The 16,212-nt window shown below is 58.0% G+C and carries 17 protein-coding genes; 8 read left to right on the forward strand and 9 right to left on the reverse strand.

Annotated features, from left to right (window positions below):
* Positions 1–19: 19 nt before the first annotated feature.
* Positions 20–556: a hypoxanthine phosphoribosyltransferase gene (gene hpt, locus GS636_RS00760; protein ID WP_171668121.1), complete on the reverse strand. Its 537-nt coding sequence runs from the start codon at positions 554–556 to the stop codon at positions 20–22.
* Positions 557–628: 72 nt separating this feature from the next.
* Here hpt and GS636_RS00765 point away from each other — a divergent pair, with 72 nt between their 5' ends.
* Both GS636_RS00765 and GS636_RS00770 read left to right on the forward strand, forming a co-directional pair.
* On the forward strand, positions 629–1,075 hold the full coding sequence (locus GS636_RS00765; RefSeq protein ID WP_171183625.1) for a type II toxin-antitoxin system RatA family toxin: 447 nt from the start codon (positions 629–631) through the stop codon (positions 1,073–1,075).
* 37 nt (positions 1,076–1,112) lie between these two features.
* Positions 1,113–2,405: an MmgE/PrpD family protein gene (locus tag GS636_RS00770; protein ID WP_171668122.1), complete on the forward strand. Its 1,293-nt coding sequence runs from the start codon at positions 1,113–1,115 to the stop codon at positions 2,403–2,405.
* On the opposite strand, the gene pyrC is transcribed toward GS636_RS00770, so the two are convergent.
* Positions 2,402–3,439, reverse strand: a complete 1,038-nt coding sequence (pyrC, locus tag GS636_RS00775; RefSeq protein WP_171668123.1) for a dihydroorotase — start codon at positions 3,437–3,439, stop codon at positions 2,402–2,404. The genes GS636_RS00770 and pyrC overlap by 4 nt on opposite strands.
* 161 nt (positions 3,440–3,600) lie before the next feature.
* On the opposite strand from pyrC, the gene GS636_RS00780 reads away from it, so the two are divergent.
* Complete coding sequence (locus GS636_RS00780; RefSeq protein ID WP_171668124.1) at positions 3,601–4,509, forward strand: MoxR family ATPase; 909 nt, start codon at positions 3,601–3,603, stop codon at positions 4,507–4,509.
* 58 nt (positions 4,510–4,567) lie between these two features.
* Entirely contained in the window at positions 4,568–5,827 is a 1,260-nt protein-coding gene (locus GS636_RS00785; RefSeq protein ID WP_171668125.1) for a VWA domain-containing protein, read from the forward strand.
* Between the two features lie 4 nt (positions 5,828–5,831).
* On the opposite strand, the gene GS636_RS00790 is transcribed toward GS636_RS00785, so the two are convergent.
* A complete protein-coding gene (locus GS636_RS00790) occupies positions 5,832–6,332 on the reverse strand; it encodes a hypothetical protein (protein ID WP_171089709.1) in 501 nt (166 codons plus the stop codon).
* A gap of 228 nt (positions 6,333–6,560) precedes the next feature.
* On the opposite strand from GS636_RS00790, the gene GS636_RS00795 reads away from it, so the two are divergent.
* Positions 6,561–7,529 (forward strand): XdhC family protein, encoded by a 969-nt coding sequence (locus GS636_RS00795; protein ID WP_171668126.1) that lies wholly within the window; start codon positions 6,561–6,563, stop codon positions 7,527–7,529.
* Positions 7,526–8,527 carry a molybdopterin-binding protein gene (locus GS636_RS00800; RefSeq protein ID WP_171182962.1) on the forward strand — a complete coding sequence of 334 codons (1,002 nt, stop codon included), beginning with the start codon at positions 7,526–7,528 and terminating at the stop codon, positions 8,525–8,527. The genes GS636_RS00795 and GS636_RS00800 overlap by 4 nt, the downstream gene beginning before the upstream one ends.
* Before the next feature lie 38 nt (positions 8,528–8,565).
* On the opposite strand, the gene GS636_RS00805 is transcribed toward GS636_RS00800, so the two are convergent.
* The gene (locus GS636_RS00805; protein WP_253762610.1) at positions 8,566–9,450 is read right to left on the reverse strand and encodes a MurR/RpiR family transcriptional regulator; all 885 of its coding nucleotides are present in this window, start codon (positions 9,448–9,450) and stop codon (positions 8,566–8,568) included.
* Positions 9,451–9,554: 104 nt separating this feature from the next.
* Here GS636_RS00805 and GS636_RS00810 point away from each other — a divergent pair, with 104 nt between their 5' ends.
* Entirely contained in the window at positions 9,555–10,328 is a 774-nt protein-coding gene (locus tag GS636_RS00810) for a 3-keto-5-aminohexanoate cleavage protein (protein ID WP_171668128.1), read from the forward strand.
* Positions 10,325–11,641 carry an aspartate aminotransferase family protein gene (locus tag GS636_RS00815; RefSeq protein ID WP_171668129.1) on the forward strand — a complete coding sequence of 439 codons (1,317 nt, stop codon included), beginning with the start codon at positions 10,325–10,327 and terminating at the stop codon, positions 11,639–11,641. The genes GS636_RS00810 and GS636_RS00815 overlap by 4 nt, the downstream gene beginning before the upstream one ends.
* 68 nt (positions 11,642–11,709) lie before the next feature.
* On the opposite strand, the gene infC is transcribed toward GS636_RS00815, so the two are convergent.
* The 5 genes from infC to GS636_RS00840 form a co-directional block, all read right to left on the reverse strand.
* Positions 11,710–12,258, reverse strand: a complete 549-nt coding sequence (gene infC / locus GS636_RS00820; RefSeq protein ID WP_171091146.1) for a translation initiation factor IF-3 — start codon at positions 12,256–12,258, stop codon at positions 11,710–11,712.
* A 157-nt stretch (positions 12,259–12,415) separates the two neighbouring features.
* A complete protein-coding gene (locus GS636_RS00825) occupies positions 12,416–13,249 on the reverse strand; it encodes a ferredoxin--NADP reductase (protein WP_171089722.1) in 834 nt (277 codons plus the stop codon).
* 106 nt (positions 13,250–13,355) lie between these two features.
* Positions 13,356–13,763, reverse strand: a complete 408-nt coding sequence (locus GS636_RS00830) for a DUF934 domain-containing protein (protein ID WP_171668130.1) — start codon at positions 13,761–13,763, stop codon at positions 13,356–13,358.
* A complete protein-coding gene (locus tag GS636_RS00835) occupies positions 13,760–14,521 on the reverse strand; it encodes a phosphoadenylyl-sulfate reductase (RefSeq protein WP_171182973.1) in 762 nt (253 codons plus the stop codon). Before GS636_RS00835 ends, GS636_RS00830 begins: the two co-directional genes overlap by 4 nt.
* The gene (locus tag GS636_RS00840; RefSeq protein WP_171668131.1) at positions 14,511–16,175 is read right to left on the reverse strand and encodes a nitrite/sulfite reductase; all 1,665 of its coding nucleotides are present in this window, start codon (positions 16,173–16,175) and stop codon (positions 14,511–14,513) included. Before GS636_RS00840 ends, GS636_RS00835 begins: the two co-directional genes overlap by 11 nt.
* Positions 16,176–16,212 lie beyond the last annotated feature (37 nt).

Genomic DNA, 16,212 nt, shown 5'->3' on the forward strand with positions numbered 1-16,212 from the left:
TTTAGGGTGTCGTGTAGCCTCAGGTAAACCGAACCTTACCGATAAAGGGTAGGTTTCTGTTTCGCTGCGCGTAGTCGATGCCGTAACCGACCACAAATTCGTCCGGGATCTCGAACCCGATCCAGTCTGACCGGAAATCCACTTCACGACGACTTGGCTTGTCGAGCAGAGCAATGGATTTCAGGCGTGCAGGTTTGCGGCTTTGAAGCAGTTTGGTGACGTGATTCAGCGTGTGACCTGTATCCACGATATCTTCAACGACCAGCACATCGCGCCCTTCAATAGCGCCGCGCAAGTCCTTGAGAATACGAACTTCCCGACTACTTTCCATGGCGTCGCCGTAAGATGACGCCTCAAGGAAATCCACTTCGATCGGTAAATCCAATTCGCGGACCAGATCGGCGATAAAAACAAAACTGCCGCGCAACAAGCCCACGACAACCAGCTTGTCGGTGTTGCCGAATTCTGCTGTGATTTCGCGACAGAGCTCTTCAATTCTGGCAGCGATGGCCTTGGCCGAGATCATCTCATCTATCACATATGCGCGGTCAGTCATCGTTGCCCCCTTGATCTTTGGCGCGCAACATACGACATGACGCGCCATTGTCACCTGCAAATACCGGACGTCATGCCTATCCATTCGGAAACTCGCCACCTGCCATACACGGCCCAGCAGATGTATGATCTGGTGGCGGACGTGGCCAAGTATCCGCAGTTTCTACCGTGGTGCGCTGCAGCTCGGATCCGCAAGACATATGCTGTGGGCGAGGCGCAGGTGATGGAAGCTGATCTGGTCATCTCGTTCAAAGTGTTCCGCGAACGTTTTGGCAGCCGGGTGACTCTATTTGCAGACCAGAAGAAGATCGATACCGAGTATCTGGATGGCCCCTTCAAATACATGAAGTCCGACTGGCAATTCGAGGATGCGCCGGATGGAGGCTGCAATATCTCGTTCCACGTGGATTTCGAGTTCAAGAACGCGATTCTGCAAGGGATCATTGGCGTCGTGTTCAACGAAGCCATGCAAAGGATCGTACGTGCGTTCGAGGCGCGGGCCCAAGAACTCTACGGCTAGGTCTTTACGCCGCAATTGCGCTCGCTAGACTGCGCCCATGACGGATTTCACTACATCATTGGCCGCGTTTGCGGCGGGACCGATTTCAACGACATCTCAGGCGCGGATTGTGACGTCTCTGTCCGTGCTGGACTGGGTTGCGGTTGGTCGAGCGGGTGCGAACGAACCTGTCTCATCCATCATTCGCAAGATGGTTCTGGAGGAGGGTGGTCAGGCACAGGCCCATCTATTTGGCGGCGGTGAAGCGCCATTGCGCGGAGCCGCGTTGGTGAATGGCACCGTGTCTCATGCGCTGGATTATGACGACACGCATTTTGCCCATATCGGGCATCCGTCTGTTGCCATCCTTCCGGCGGCGCTTGCTGTGGCCGAGTGGGATGATCGTATTCTGGTCGACTTGCTCGAAGCCGCTTTGATTGGGATGGAAACCTCAATTCGTGTTGGCCTGTGGTTGGGTCGGGGCCACTATCAGGTCGGGTTTCATCAGACAGCCACGTCTGGTGCATTTGGGGCCGCCGTCGCCGCAGGGCGATTGTTGGGCTTCGATGCGGGGCAGATGCGATCCGTTCTGGGGCTTACAGCGACACGGGCTGCGGGGCTGAAGGCTCAGTTCGGGACGATGGGAAAGCCCTACAACGCAGGTCTTGCTGCCGCTGCAGGGGTCGAAACTGCCTTGTTGGTGCATCACGGGTTTGAGGCCAATGCCGATGCACTGGAAGGCCCGTTTGGATTTGGCGCAACCCATCAGGGCGCGGCGGATTTAAGTGCGCTGGACGGTTTGGGCGATGAATGGTTGTTCGAAAGCGTTAGTCACAAGTTCCACGCCTGTTGTCACGGCTTGCACGCCGCGCTCGAAGCAGCGCGGGAACTGGACATCGCCGAGCCTGAAGTGGCCGAGATCAAGATCAAAACCCATCCGCGTTGGATGAGTGTTTGCAATCAGCTGACACCTGCAACCGGGTTGGGGGCTAAATTCTCATATCGCACTGTCATCGCGATGCAGGCGCTGGGATATGATACCGCATTGCCCGGCAGTTATACGGACAAGGTTTGCGCTGACCCACGCATTACGTCCTTGCGCGACCGCATCACGGTTGAAGCAGATGAAAGCTTGTCAGAAACGCAAGCCAATCTGGCTTTGCTGCGCCGCGATGGTATCCGCCGTGAAGCAACCCATGATTTGCTGAACCCTATATCGCTGTCTGACCGCGAAGATCGTGTACGTGCCAAAGCGGCCAAGTTGATCGGCACGGATAAGGCGGACGCGATCTGGTCAATGCTGCGCACCGGAGGTCGCGCCCGCGATCTGGCTGTCAAACTGACAGGTTAAACCACGCGCCAATGCAACGGAAAGCCGGGGTCGAAAACGGTGACGGGTCCGTCTCCGGTTTCGATCTTGTCGGGGTATTCGACTGGCTCGCCCTTGGTCAACGTAATGGTGCCTTCGTTCACGGGCAGGCGATAGAACGCAGGGCCATTCAGCGACACAAAGCCTTCCAGCTTGTCCAATGCGCCTTCGCGGTCGAACATCTCGGCCACCAGGGACATGGTGTTGGTCGCTGTGAAACATCCCGCGCAACCACAGGCCATTTCCTTGTTCTCATCCGTATGCGGCGCGCTGTCGGTGCCAAGGAAATAACGCGGATCGCCCGAGGTCGCGGCATTTAGAAGTTCCAACCGATGCTCTTCACGTTTGGCGACGGGCAGGCAGTAATAATGCGGTTTGATCCCGCCAACCAGAATGTGGTTGCGGTTGATGATCAGGTGATGCGCCGTGATTGTTGCGCCCAGGTTTGCCTCATTGGCTTTGACATACTGAACACCGTCTCGGGTGGTGATATGCTCCATCACCACGCGCAGACCCGGAGTGGCCTTTCGGATCGGGTCCAGTACACGGTCGATGAACACGGCCTCACGGTCGAAAATGTCGATCTCGGCATCGGTGACTTCGCCGTGCACACACAGGGGCAGGCCAATCTCGGCCATACGCTCCAGCACAGGACGCACGTTGTCAAAGTTCCGCACACCGGAATGCGAGTTGGTCGTAGCCCCTGCGGGGTACAGCTTCACGGCCTTGACCAAACCGCTTGCATGGGCAGCCGCCAGATCGTCCGGGTCCGTATCCTCGGTCAGATAAAGTGTCATCAACGGCTCAAACGTCATACCGTCGGGCAGCGCGGCCATGATGCGGTCGCGATACGCTGCGGCGTGCGCGCCGGTCACGACCGGAGGCACCAGATTGGGCATAATGATCGCACGGCCAAAATGGCGTGCAGTTTCGGGCAGAACGGCCTGCAGCATGGCGCCATCGCGCAGGTGCAGATGCCAGTCGTCGGGGCGGCGGATCGTGAGGGTATCGGTCATGGGCTTCCGCTAGCATAGCTGTTGAAAAAGACCAACCGCGACCGCACGCGTTGGTGAAAAAACTTGTCAACCAACCCGAACGTCGTAGCTGTGTCTTGGCGCGAGGTCTTGACGCGCAGGTCGGTGCATGACCTGTTTGTCCGCTAAGGAGAGAGGGGTCCATGACGCAACCAAATTCAATTGATGCCGTGCAGCAGATGTTGGGAGCCCAGGGCTATGTCTGCGGACGCGCCCTTGCGACTGTTGTTTTTCTGTCGTTGAAACTGGGCCGACCGCTGTTTCTGGAAGGTGAAGCAGGCGTTGGGAAAACCGAGATCGCCAAAGCACTGGCTGCGGGGTTAAAACGTCGCCTGATCCGCCTGCAATGCTACGAAGGTCTGGATGCGTCCTCTGCTGTTTACGAGTGGAACTTTCCGGCGCAGATGGTGGCGATCCGTACGGCTGAGGCGTCGGGCGGGGCGGACCGAAGCGCGCTTCAGGCGGAATTGTTCTCAGACGAATACCTGATCGAACGCCCCTTGTTGCAAGCGATGCGGCCTGATAAACATGGCGCGCCGGTTCTACTGATCGACGAACTGGACCGCACCGACGAACCTTTTGAAGCCTTCCTGCTTGAGGCCCTCAGCGATTTTCAGGTCACGATCCCGGAACTCGGCACCGTCAAAGCGCCCGAGCCGCCCGTTGTCATTGTCACGTCAAACCGCACGCGCGAGGTGCATGACGCCCTCAAACGCCGCTGCCTTTATCATTGGGTCGATTACCCGGACTTCGAGCGCGAGATGGCAATCCTGCACGCCCGTGCACCTGAAGCGGCTGATGCGCTCAGCCGTGAGGTCGTGGCCTTTGTTCAACGGCTACGCACCGAGGACTTGTTCAAGAAACCCGGTGTGGCCGAGACCATTGACTGGGCCAAATGTCTGCTGGCGCTGGATGTGATGAACCTCAGCCCAGAGGTGATCGGCGACACTCTGGGCGCAATCCTGAAATACCAGGACGACATCCAGAAACTGCAAGGGTCCGAGGCGAAACGCATTCTGGACGAGGCCAAGGCCACCCTCGAACCGGCCTGATGCTTCATCTTTTCACAAATACTCCGGGGGTATGGGGGCAGAGCCCCCATGGATGCTGATGGCAGAACAACTCCCTCTGGACATACCGGACAATCCAAAGCTGGCGCAGAATATCACGCACTTCGCCCGTGCCCTTAGAAAGGCGGGTTTGCCAATTGGCCCAGGGCGCGTGATTGATGCCATCAACGCCGTGCAGGCGGCTGGGTTTACTAGGAAACGAGACTTTTATTGGACTCTGCACGCCTGTTTTGTGAACCGCCCGGAACATCGAACGGTGTTCGCGCAAGTCTTCCGAATGTACTGGCGCGATCCGCGATACATGGAACACATGATGGCCATGATGCTGCCCGCCATTCGCGGCGTGCAGGAAGAGCGTAAAGCGGACGCGGGTGAAAAACGGGCGGCCGAGGCACTGTTGGACGGCGTTGAACGGGATATGCCTGAACCCGCCGCGCAAGACGAAGGCGAAACTGAAATCGAGATAGACGCCACTCAGACGGCGTCATCCGAGGAACGACTGCGCAATCTGGATTTTGAACAGATGAGCACCGCTGAAATAGCGCAAGCCAAACGCGTCTTGGCGCGGATGACTCTGCCGGTCAAACCCATCGAGTCGCGCCGGGGGCAGGCGAGCCATCTTGGGCACCGCATAGACCGGGCCCGCACCTTGCGCGGGGCTATGCGGCAAGGCGGCAAGCTGCACGATATCTACAGGCTGCAGCCCAAGCCACGCTGGCCTAACCTTGTGGCGTTGTGTGATATCTCAGGATCGATGAGCCAGTACAGTCGGATTATCCTGCATTTCCTGCATACGGTATCGAATGCCAAGGGGGCGGGCTGGGCCAAAGTTCACGCTTTCACTTTCGGCACCCGCCTGACCAACATCACCCGACATTTACGTCAACGGGATGTGGATGCAGCGCTTGCCGCCGCCGGGGCCGAGGCGCAGGATTGGGAAGGCGGCACGCGTATAGGAGAGTGCCTTCACCAATTCAACCGTGACTGGTCGCGCCGGGTCATGGGGCAGGGGGCGGTTGTTTTGCTCATTACGGATGGGCTGGAACGGGGCGAGCCTAAGGTTCTGCAGAAAGAGATCGAGCGCCTGCACCTGTCTTCAAAACGGCTGATCTGGCTGAATCCGTTGCTGCGCTGGGATGGGTTCGCCCCAAAAGCGCAAGGCGTGGCGACCATGCTGCCGCATGTGGACAGTTTCCGGGCAGGGCATTCCATTGCCTCACTCGAAGACCTGGCCGACGTGATTTCAAAAACCGACGACCAGGGTCAGAAAGCCCGGCTGATGGCCGCGCTTTCCGGTTAGTCGATTACGACAGCTGCTCGTCATTGCACTTACGCGCCATTTCCATGGCTTTGTATGTGCCGGTCAGATCAACAGTGAAGGCATACGCTGTCTCGGGGAACACGATCATGACCTTTTTCTTGGCCAGATCGTCCGCGAATTGAGGGTTGTCCGACAGAATGTAGCCGCCTGAATAACCCTTGGTGATGTTGCCTTTCATACCAGTGGCTTCACCCAAGTAGATGTTGTCACCAATCAGGATCGCAACCTCTTGCGTCTCGCCCCGTTTGATATCGGTATCGGCTTTGGTGAACACACCGACATAACCGACGCTGCGATCTTCGGTCAGACCCATCTGCACGACGTTTTCCGCATCATCCACGGCCTCGATCAGGCAGGATTTCCGTTCATTGTCGATGAAGACTTTCCAGCCCTCGACTTCTCCATACCGTTGGAATGTGTCAGCCCACGCCGCCGTCGAGGCCAAAAGACCTACTGCGGCACCCAGTGTCAAAAAACGTTTCAACTGCTTGTCTCCGATATATAAATTTTGGATACGCAGTCCGGTAAAATACCGGTTGCATGTGCAAGCTAGAGCTCTGACACCTAACAATCAATCCTATGATTTGTTGAATGCGGTTCAGCCATTGATAGCGTTGAAAAAGAGTAGACATAGACCTTTTGGCAAGACTGCCGCGCTTTTCTTCGCGTCAATCCTGCCTATGTTGGAAACGGGTGACATCTGGAGGGTTTGATGGAGCGATTCGACAACAGCCCGGAAACGGCTTTGGACTGGCACCGCAGCGGGCGGGGCGCGGCCTTGGCGACCGTTGTCGAAACCTGGGGCAGCGCGCCAAGACGCGTAGGGTCTCAACTGGTGATCGGCGGCGACGGGCGGATTGAAGGCTCGGTTTCCGGCGGCTGCGTAGAAGGTGCGGTGATCGTTGAAGCGCTTGAAGCCTTGGACGAGGGCGAAGCCCGGCTTTTGGAATTTGGTGTCAGCGACGAGGATGCCTTTGCCGTTGGTCTGGCCTGCGGCGGAACGATCCGTGTTCTGGTCGAACCCATTGGAAAGGTCCTGCCCGAGCCCATGCTGGCAGAATTGGTCGCAGCCCGTGCCGCACGCGAGCCGGTGGCGTATGAAGTGAATACAAACACCGGGCACAGGGCTTTGCGCCGCAACGTTTATGCGGAACGGCTGCGTATGGATCGGTCCGGTTTTGAGGAGGACGGCGAAACCTTTGTGGCGGTTCACAACCCACCTTTGCGGCTGATCGTTGTGGGTGCCGTCCATATCGCACAGGCACTTGTACCGATGGCGCGTATTGCGGGCTATGATCCGGCCATCATTGATCCGCGCGATGCCTTTGCATCCAGCGCGCGATTTCCGGGGGAAACGATCCTGACTGATTGGCCGGACGAAGCGGTGGCCAAGCTGGGGCTGGACGCGCGGACCGCCATTGTCTTGCTGACCCATGATCCCAAGCTGGACGACCCGGCGCTGCAAGCGGCACTTGATGCAGGTGTATTTTATATCGGCGCTCTGGGCTCGACGCGCACCCATGCCAAACGGGTGGATCGCATGAAAGCTGCAGGGTTCACTGAGGAACAGATTTCCAGAATTCACGGCCCGATCGGATTGGATATTGGTGCTGCGGGACCTGCAGAAATCGCCGTTGCTATTCTTGCTCAGATGACAGCGGTCTTGCGGGGCAAAGCATGAGGTTTGGCCCGGTTCCCGTAGCGCAGGCCGAAGGGGCCATTCTGGCGCATTCGGTCACTGCAGGTGGGCGCAAGCTGCGAAAGGGACTGGCATTGCAGCCCGAACATATCGTGCAGTTGACGCAAGCTGGTCTAAGCGAAGTCATTGTCGCACAGCTTGATACCGGTGACTGCCATGAGGACGAGGCCGCACGTAACTTGGCGGCAGCCCTTGCGCCTGATGCTGCCGCAGCCAACCTGCGCGTGACCGAGGCGTTTACCGGGCGGGTCAACCTTTTGGCCGATGGACCGGGGGTGGCCGTTCTGGATGTCGCTGCGCTTGAGCGGTTCAACCAAGTCAATCCGATGATCACAGTGGCCACGGTGCCCCAGCATCAGCAAATGGGACCAGGTGGTATGGTGGCGACCATCAAGGTCATCTCTTACGCTGTGCCGGCAGAGGATGTCCAACGCGCCGCCGGTTTGGCACAGGGCGCAATACGTTTGGCGCGTCCGGTTCACCAAACAGCCGGGCTGATCGTGACGGACATTCCGGGCGGACCATCAAATGAGAAAGGGATTGCCGCCATTCGAGGGCGGGTCGAGTTGCTGGATATGAACCTGTGTGATGTGCAGATCGTTCCGCACCGGGTCGAAGCTCTGGCCGAAGCAGTCTCGCAAAGCGATGGGGATGTGCTGATGATCCTGACAGGGTCTGCGACGTCGGACACTGAAGATGTAGCACCGTCGGCTGTGCGTCTGGCTGGCGGGCAGGTGGATCGCTTTGGAATGCCGGTGGATCCGGGAAACCTCTTGTTTTTGGGCGCCTTGCAAGATCGCCCGGTGATTGGATTGCCCGGTTGCGCGCGCTCTCCGGCGTTGAACGGTGCCGATTGGGTTCTATCCAGAATCGCGTGTGGAATTGAGACTAGGGGTGCAGACATTGCAGCGATGGGGGTTGGCGGGCTTCTAAAGGAAATCCCGACCAGACCGCAGCCCCGTGCTAAACGGAAAACCTAGCCGAATAGCTGCGCGCGGGCCGCGACGCAGCCAGGTTGTTAGGGCTTCCTGAGCTTTGGCAAAACACCGGGCCGCCAATAGGCGCCCGTGTCTTCCCTTGCTTTTTGATACTGTTCCACGCGGTCCCGGGCCTCTTTGCCGCTGGCCTCAAAAAGATGCCCGAGCAAACATTCCAACACGGCCATCGCGCCGGAAAAGCTTGAGAATGGGTGCAATGTCCGGGTGCTGACAGGCAGAACCACATCCGGTTCAACCCCGGGTGCGATCACCTCGCTGTCCGACAGCAACACGATGCGCATGGACCTGTCACGAGCAAATCGCATCGACTGGATTGTGTCGGCGGAATAGGGATGGACGGTGATGGCAAACAAACAGTCTTCATCTTTGGCCTCGACTAAATCGTCGATAGCTGACCCCATGTGGCGGGGCACCAGTTGCAATCCGGGATGGGCCATGCGGCCTGCGTAGTGAAAGTAATAGGCCAGGGCGTGGCTGGACCGGGTCGCGGTAACGTAACAGCGCCGCGCGGAAACCATGTGCCCGATGGCGTGTTGCGTCAGATGCGGATCCATCAGGCGCAGGGATCGCGAAACAACATTCATCTCGTTCTGAGCGAATTTGACTTGCGCCAGATGAAACGGGTCTTGTCCCGCCGGAGCTTCTAACCAGCCTTGCCCCAGACGGTCTTCACTGTCTGTCGTCAAGGCGCGGCGAAACGGTTGGCGAAAAGCGTCGAAGCTGTCAAAGCCCAGGCGCTGCGCAAGCCGTACCAACACGTTTGAACTGATGCCGATCCTGTCGGCGGTTTCGCGGATCGGGTTCAGCCCAAAGTCGCCAGGATGATCGACAACATACTTCGCCGCTACCTGCATTTGCGCAGGCATCTTATCGATCTCGCGCCTTAACTGATCCGTGAGTGCCATCAGGGTAGGGGTCATGGCTATAATAAAAACATATGTTTTCTATGGGGTAAATTGAAAACGAATGGAGTGGGGTCTAGGTGCAACCTTGTACAAGGAAAGAACAGATGAATCCCATCCCTGCCGACGACAACAAAACCCTCTATATTCTAGTCGCGCCCAATGGCGCGCGGCGAACTGCAGCAGATCATCCTGCCCTGCCGGTCACGATAGATCAGATCGTCAAAACTGCGCGGGCCTGCCACCTTACAGGGGCGCAGGGCATTCATGTTCATGTACGGGACGCGAAGGGTCAGCACTCGCTGGACGCTGGATCATATCTGGAAACGATCGCCGAATTGCGCCGCATTGCGCCGGGGTTGGATGTTCAAATCACAACCGAAGCGGCAGGGCTGTTCGACGTTCCTGCGCAGCTTGCCTGCTTGAAACAGGTGCAACCGGACTGGGCGTCGATTTCGGTACGAGAAATTGCGCGCGACCCCTACCTTGCACCGCGTGTCTATGCGCTCTGCGCCGATCAGGGAACGCGGGTGCAGCATATTCTGTACGATGCGGAAGACGCGCGGCTGTTGGATCAGTGGCAGCAGGACGGCATTGTCCGTAAGGATCAGACGGACCGGTTGTTTGTTCTGGGACGCTATAGTGAAGGTCAGCAATCTGTACCGGCAGATCTGGATGCCTTCCCGGATTGTCAAAACAGCTGGATGGTCTGCGCGTTTGGCGCACAAGAACACGCCTGTCTGGCCGAAGCAGCGCGGCGCGGGGGTGATGTGCGCGTTGGATTTGAAAACAGCCTGACGGGGCCGGATGGCACGCCGTGGGCGGATAATGCGGCTTCGGTCGCAGCTTTGGTTGAACTGCTTGGAAAGGCCAGAACATGAGTCACGTATTCCCGCGCCACACCAAATCGGACCTGCCCATCGCAGCAGGTGGGGATGGCTGCTATCTGATTGACGCGCAAGGCAAGCGGTACCTGGACTGCGGTGACGCGGCCGTGTCTTGCCTGGGGCATTCCAACCCTGCAGTGATCCGCTCCGTTCAAGAACAGGTGGAACAGATCGCCTTTGCCCACAGCGGTTTCATGACCTCTGAACCGGCTGAGGCGCTGGCGGACCTGTTGATCCAGCACGCGCCGGGCGATTTGGACCGGGTATATTTTGTGTCGGGCGGGTCCGAGGCAACCGAGGCGGCGATCAAACTGGCACGTCAGTATTTCCTTGAAATTGGTCAGCCCGAGCGTCGGCACGTCATCGCGCGCAAACAGAGTTATCACGGCAATACGCTTGGGGCTTTGTCTGCCGGGGGAAACGCCTGGAGGCGGGCTCAGTTCGCGCCCATGCTGATCGAGATGGCCCATATTTCGGCCTGTTATGAATATGCCGAAAAACCCGAGGGCGAAAGCAGCTTTGACTATGGTCAGCGCGTTGCCAACGAGCTAGAGGTCGAAATCCTGCGCCTGGGCCCCGAGACTGTCATGGCGTTCATGGCGGAACCGGTGGTTGGTGCAACGCTCGGCGCGGTTCCGGCGGTTGAAGGGTATTTCAAACGTATCCGAGAAATCTGCGACCAATACGGGGTGCTGTTGATCCTGGATGAAGTAATGTGTGGCATGGGGCGTACAGGTCACCTGTTTGCCTGCGATCATGACGGCATCGAGCCTGATATACTGTGCATCGCCAAAGGCTTAGGGGCCGGATATCAACCGATCGGAGCCATGCTGTGCACTGGTGCGATCTATGATGCAATTCGGGATGGGTCAGGGTTTTTCCAACATGGGCACACCTATATCGGTCACCCAGTTGCCACAGCTGCTGCGCTCGCAGTGGTCCGTGAGCTGACGGAACGAGACTTGCCAGCCCGCGCCGGGGTCATGGGGGACAAAGTGCAATCGGCCCTGGAGGCTGCGTTTGGTCAACACCCGAATGTGGGCGATCTGCGTGGGCGCGGGTTGTTCCGAGGTATTGAGTTGGTTTCGGATCGGGGCACGAAAGCTCCGTTCGATCCGTCCCTGGGCATCGCCGGAAAGGTGAAGAAGGCCGCAATGGCTGAAGGCCTGATCTGTTACACCATGGCAGGGACACGGGATGGGCGAAACGGGGATCACATTCTGCTGGCACCTCCGTTCATCATCGAAGACGCGCAGATTGACGAACTTGTTGGCAAATTGCAGCGGGCGTTGAACGCGGTCATCTAACAGTTGTAGAAACGAAAAGGCTCTCGCCAATCCAGCGAGAGCCTGTGATCTTGCAGCCTGTGTTTGGCTTATTTCTGGGGAAGCGGGCCGATCATCATGATCATCTGACGGCCTTCCATCTTCGGCATGTTTTCAACCTTGCCGATTTCCTTGATGTCCTCGGCCACACGCTCCAACAGCTCGCGCCCCAGGTTCTGGTGCGCCATTTCACGTCCGCGGAACCGTAGCGTGACTTTGACCTTGTCACCTTTCTCAAGAAACTTGACGACGTTCTTCATCTTGACGTCGTAGTCATGGGTATCGGTGTTAGGCCGGAATTTGACCTCTTTCACCTCGATGACTTTTTGCTTCTTGCGGGCTTCGCTTTCGCGTTTTTGCTGTTCGTATTTGTATTTGCCGAAATCCATGATCTTGCAGACCGGCGGGTTCGCATTGGGCGAGATCTCGACAAGGTCAAGGCCGGCATCGGCCGCAAGTTGCATGGCTTTGGCGGGATGAACCACCCCGACATTTTCACCTTCGGCACCAATCAGGCGAATTTCGGGGGCACGGATTCTGTCATTGACGCGCGGGCCGGTTTCTCGTTGAGGCGGCGCGTTGTGAGGTCTGCGAGCTATGGGTTCATTCCTTTGATAATTGCAGAATTTCGAGCCCGGAATTTAAACCGGGCTGCGCCGCACTTCAAGCGGCATAAATACAGGATGATGTGAAAAAACTTGTTTTATCGGGCATTCTTCGCGTTCAGAGCCGGAAAGCCCCGAACGCAGATTGGAATTACCCAACAAAGGCTTTTTCGATCACGAATTCCTTCGGGTCGGAATTTGCTCCTTCGCGCAGGCCGAACCCTTCGAGGATTTCTTTGATATCCAGGTTGAAGGCCAACGATCCACAAACCATCGCGCGGTCGGTTTCAGGCTTGATACCGCCTTCGATGCCCAGATCTTCAAACACGGTGCCGTCCTGAAGCAGGGTGGTGATACGGCCCATTTTGGGGCTGTCTTCCCGGGTAGTGGTCGGGTAATAGCGGATTTTGTCCGCAAACCCTTCGCCCATCAGTTCAGCCAGCAGTTCGTCCTGACGGATGTTTTCGATTAGCTGACGGCCATATTCCAGTTCGGCAACTTCGCGGCAGGTGTGGGTGATGATGACCTCGTCATAGTCCTCATAGGTCTGCGGTTCACGCAGCAGCGAGGCAAAAGGTGCAAAGCCAGTGCCGGTGGCAAAGAACCACAGGCGTTTGCCGGGCAGCAGGGCGTCATGCACCAGCGTACCAACCGGCTTGGGGCGCAGGATGATCTGATCGCCAGGCTTGATGTGTTGCAGTTTCGAAGTCAGCGGGCCGTTCTGAACCTTGATCGAATAGAACTCCAACTCTTCGTCCCAGGACGGCGACGCAATCGAATAGGCGCGCAGCAACGGTTTGCCGTTATCACCCAAAAGGCCGATCATCACAAACTCACCCGAACGAAAGCGCAGCGAGGCCGGGCGCGAGACCTTGAACGAGAACAGGCTATCAGTCCAGTGCTTCACCTCGGTGACAGTCTGGGCATCTGGCAGAACGGGGGCCTTAACGGCGGTTGCTTCACTCACGGATTTCATCTCTGTCATCATTTCACTGCCGGTCAGCTAAACCGACATCTCCGTTTAATCTTTGATCCAAGTCAGGAAAAGGGGACAGATTGCCCCCTTACATCACAAGCTGGCGATGGCGGTGTCAGCCGCGCAAGCGGGCCTGATAGTTGTTGTCTTGCCATTTGGAACGCGCCAACCACTGATCTTCGGGCTGACGATCCGCAAGGGCGTGATCAATTTCGACCTCATCGAAACCGCTGCGGCGGGCCATGGCGTATTGGTCCGCCAGCACGTGGCCTTTGGCGCGCAGGCGGCCTGTGTAGCCTTTCAGGCGCAGGACGCGTGCAATGGTAAAGCCGCGTCCATCCGCTGAGGACGGGAAATCGACGCGCACCATCTTGGCACTGCCCAAACGGTCTATCAATTCATCCGGGTCGGTGTCCGAAGCGACGTCCAGCGCGACCACATCATTGGCGGCATCGTCCAGAGTGACAAAGCCGTCGGTCCAGTCATCGGGCGAAAAGCCCTCATCCGTTACGATTACGTTCATGTTTTCTCTCCGGCGCGCATCATCTTGCCATCGACAAAATGGATGCCGCATTCTTCCTTGTTCTGGTCGCGCCAGCGCCCGGCGCGGGGGTCTTCGCCCTCTTTGACCGGCGAGGTGCAGGGCGCACAGCCGATCGAAGGGTATCCTTTGGCCACCAGCGGATGCCGGGGCAGGTTGTTTTCTTCCATGTAGGCGCGCACATCTTCGCGCGCCCAATGGGCCAGCGGGTTAACCTTGATCCGGCCCGTGCCGTCCTCGACCTCAAAGAAGTCAAGCGCGGCGCGAGTGCCCGACTGAAACCGTTTGCGCCCGGTGATCCAGCCGCAATAGCCCGTCAGAGCCTTTTGCAGCGGGAAAGTCTTGCGCAGGTTGCAGCACGCATCTGTATCCCGCAGACGTAACGCACCATAAGGGTCGTCACGCTGAACATCCTCATCATCTGTACGAATGATTTGGACATTCTTCAGGCCCAGACGCTCGCTGACCTCCTGCTGGTACTCCAGCGTTTCGGTGAACAGCATCTGCGTGTCTACGAACAGCACCGGGGTCATCTTGTCGACCACCGCGGCCATGTGCAGCAACACAACCGACTCAGCCCCAAAGCTTGAGACCAAAGCCAATTTGTCAATTTCCTCCAGCGCGCCGTGCATGACGTCATGCGCACTGTGGTGTCGGAACCGGGCGTTCAGCGTTTCGACTTTTTCGGTCAGCTCGCTGCGATCTTTGCCCAGTTCCGTCTGGATCAGGTCAAGCGGCATTCGCCTGAGCCTCGGGGTAGAGAGCGGCCTTGAACGGAGCCATACCGACGCGGCGGTAGGTCTCCAGGAAGGTTTCTTCAGCGCTCTCCCGCTGGGTCAGGTATGTGTCGACGATGCGTTCCACTGCCGGCACGATTTCATCATAGGCAAATCCGGGGCCTGTGCGGTCGCCGACTGCGGCGGTTTCAGTCGCGTCGCCACCCAGGGTGATCTGGTAATTCTCGACGCCTGCACGATCCAGGCCCAGGATGCCGATGTGGCCGACATGGTGGTGACCACATGCATTGATGCAGCCCGAGATCTTGATCTTCAGGTGGCCAATATCATGCTCCAGCTTCAGGTCTTCGAAACGCGTTGCGATTTCCTGCGCCACGGGGATCGAGCGGGCCGTTGCCAGCGCGCAGTAGTCCATGCCGGGGCAGGCAATAATGTCGCTGATCAGGCCGATATTGGCGGTCGCCAGTTCGTACTCTTTCAGCTTTGCATGGATCGCAGGCAGGTCCGACTTGTGGACATGCGGCAGGATCACGTTCTGCTCGTGGCTGATGCGCAGCTCGTCATAGGCGAACTGTTCGGCCAGATCGGCCATTACGCGCATCTGCTCGGCAGTCGCATCGCCCGGCGTCGCGCCATGTTTCTTGATCGAGATCGTGACAATCGCGTGGTCCGCGTTTTTGTGCGGTGCGATATTGGTGTCGACCCACGAACGGAAAACCGGATCGTTGGTGTAGGCGCTTTCGAACGACGCAACCGAACCTTCGCGGAAGGCAGGGGCAGCAAAGTGGCCCTTGATTTCTTCCAGCAGCGCCATGTCGGCACCTTTGAACTGCGGGCGAACCTGCAGGAAGCGCTCGTTGACCTTGGCGCGGATGGCATCGATACCGTGCTCATGCACGGTGATCTTGATGCGCGCTTTGTATTTGTTGTCACGGCGGCCGATCTGGTTCCAAACCGAAACGGTGGCTTCGAGGTAAGCCAGCAAGTCGTCAAACGCGACGAATTCGGACAGTTCCTTGCCGATCATTGGGGTCCGGCCCAGTCCGCCGCCCACGATCACGCGCGCGCCCAAAACACCATCACGCTCCACCAGTTGCAGGCCGATGTCGTGTGCTTTGATCACGGCGCGGTCGTTTTCGCTGCCGGTGATGGCGATCTTAAATTTACGCGGCATGAACTGGAATTCCGGGTGGTCGGTCGACCACTGGCGCAGCAGTTCTGCATAGGGGCGCGGGTCAGCGATCTCATCCGCGGCGGCACCGGCAAAGTGATCTGCCGTCACGTTGCGGATGGTGTTGCCCGAGGTCTGAATGGCGTGCATGCCGACCTCGGCAAGCGCGTCCAGCATATCTGGCACGTCGTTCAGCTTGGGCCAGTTGTACTGAATGTTCTGACGGGTGGTGAAATGGCCATAGCCTTTGTCCCACTTTTCGGCCAGCAAGGCCAGCTGGCGCATCTGCGCGCTGGACAGGGTGCCGTACGGAATGGCGACCCGCAGCATGTAAGCATGCAGCTGCAGATACAGGCCGTTCATCAGGCGCAGGGGTTTGAATTCATCCTCAGTCAGTGAGCCGTCGATACGACGCTCGACCTGCGCGCGGAACTGCTTGTTGCGCTCTGCCAAAAAAGCTGTGTCAAACTCGGAGTAGCGATACATGTCTAGCTGTCCTTGGTTGCAGCCCCGAACCTTGGGG

Source organism: Ruegeria sp. HKCCD4884 (assembly GCF_013110855.1).
In the GTDB taxonomy this organism is placed as follows: Bacteria; Pseudomonadota; Alphaproteobacteria; order Rhodobacterales; family Rhodobacteraceae; genus Ruegeria.

Excerpts from the sequence above, each read along its gene's own strand:
- GS636_RS00835 (WP_171182973.1), bottom strand. The coding sequence starts at position 14,521 with ATGCCGCTTGACCTGATCCAGACGGAACTGGGCAAAGATCGCAGCGAG.
- GS636_RS00805 (WP_253762610.1), bottom strand. The coding sequence starts at position 9,450 with ATGGCACTCACGGATCAGTTAAGGCGCGAGATCGATAAGATGCCTGCG.
- GS636_RS00810 (WP_171668128.1), top strand. The coding sequence starts at position 9,555 with ATGAATCCCATCCCTGCCGACGACAACAAAACCCTCTATATTCTAGTC.
- GS636_RS00795 (WP_171668126.1), top strand. The coding sequence starts at position 6,561 with ATGGAGCGATTCGACAACAGCCCGGAAACGGCTTTGGACTGGCACCGC.
- GS636_RS00765 (WP_171183625.1), top strand. The coding sequence starts at position 629 with ATGCCTATCCATTCGGAAACTCGCCACCTGCCATACACGGCCCAGCAG.
- GS636_RS00800 (WP_171182962.1), top strand. The coding sequence starts at position 7,526 with ATGAGGTTTGGCCCGGTTCCCGTAGCGCAGGCCGAAGGGGCCATTCTG.
- hpt (WP_171668121.1), bottom strand. The coding sequence starts at position 556 with ATGACTGACCGCGCATATGTGATAGATGAGATGATCTCGGCCAAGGCC.
- GS636_RS00815 (WP_171668129.1), top strand. The coding sequence starts at position 10,325 with ATGAGTCACGTATTCCCGCGCCACACCAAATCGGACCTGCCCATCGCA.
- GS636_RS00840 (WP_171668131.1), bottom strand. The coding sequence starts at position 16,175 with ATGTATCGCTACTCCGAGTTTGACACAGCTTTTTTGGCAGAGCGCAAC.
- GS636_RS00830 (WP_171668130.1), bottom strand. The coding sequence starts at position 13,763 with ATGAACGTAATCGTAACGGATGAGGGCTTTTCGCCCGATGACTGGACC.
- GS636_RS00770 (WP_171668122.1), top strand. The coding sequence starts at position 1,113 with ATGACGGATTTCACTACATCATTGGCCGCGTTTGCGGCGGGACCGATT.
- GS636_RS00780 (WP_171668124.1), top strand. The coding sequence starts at position 3,601 with ATGACGCAACCAAATTCAATTGATGCCGTGCAGCAGATGTTGGGAGCC.
- pyrC (WP_171668123.1), bottom strand. The coding sequence starts at position 3,439 with ATGACCGATACCCTCACGATCCGCCGCCCCGACGACTGGCATCTGCAC.
- GS636_RS00825 (WP_171089722.1), bottom strand. The coding sequence starts at position 13,249 with ATGACAGAGATGAAATCCGTGAGTGAAGCAACCGCCGTTAAGGCCCCC.
- GS636_RS00785 (WP_171668125.1), top strand. The coding sequence starts at position 4,568 with ATGGCAGAACAACTCCCTCTGGACATACCGGACAATCCAAAGCTGGCG.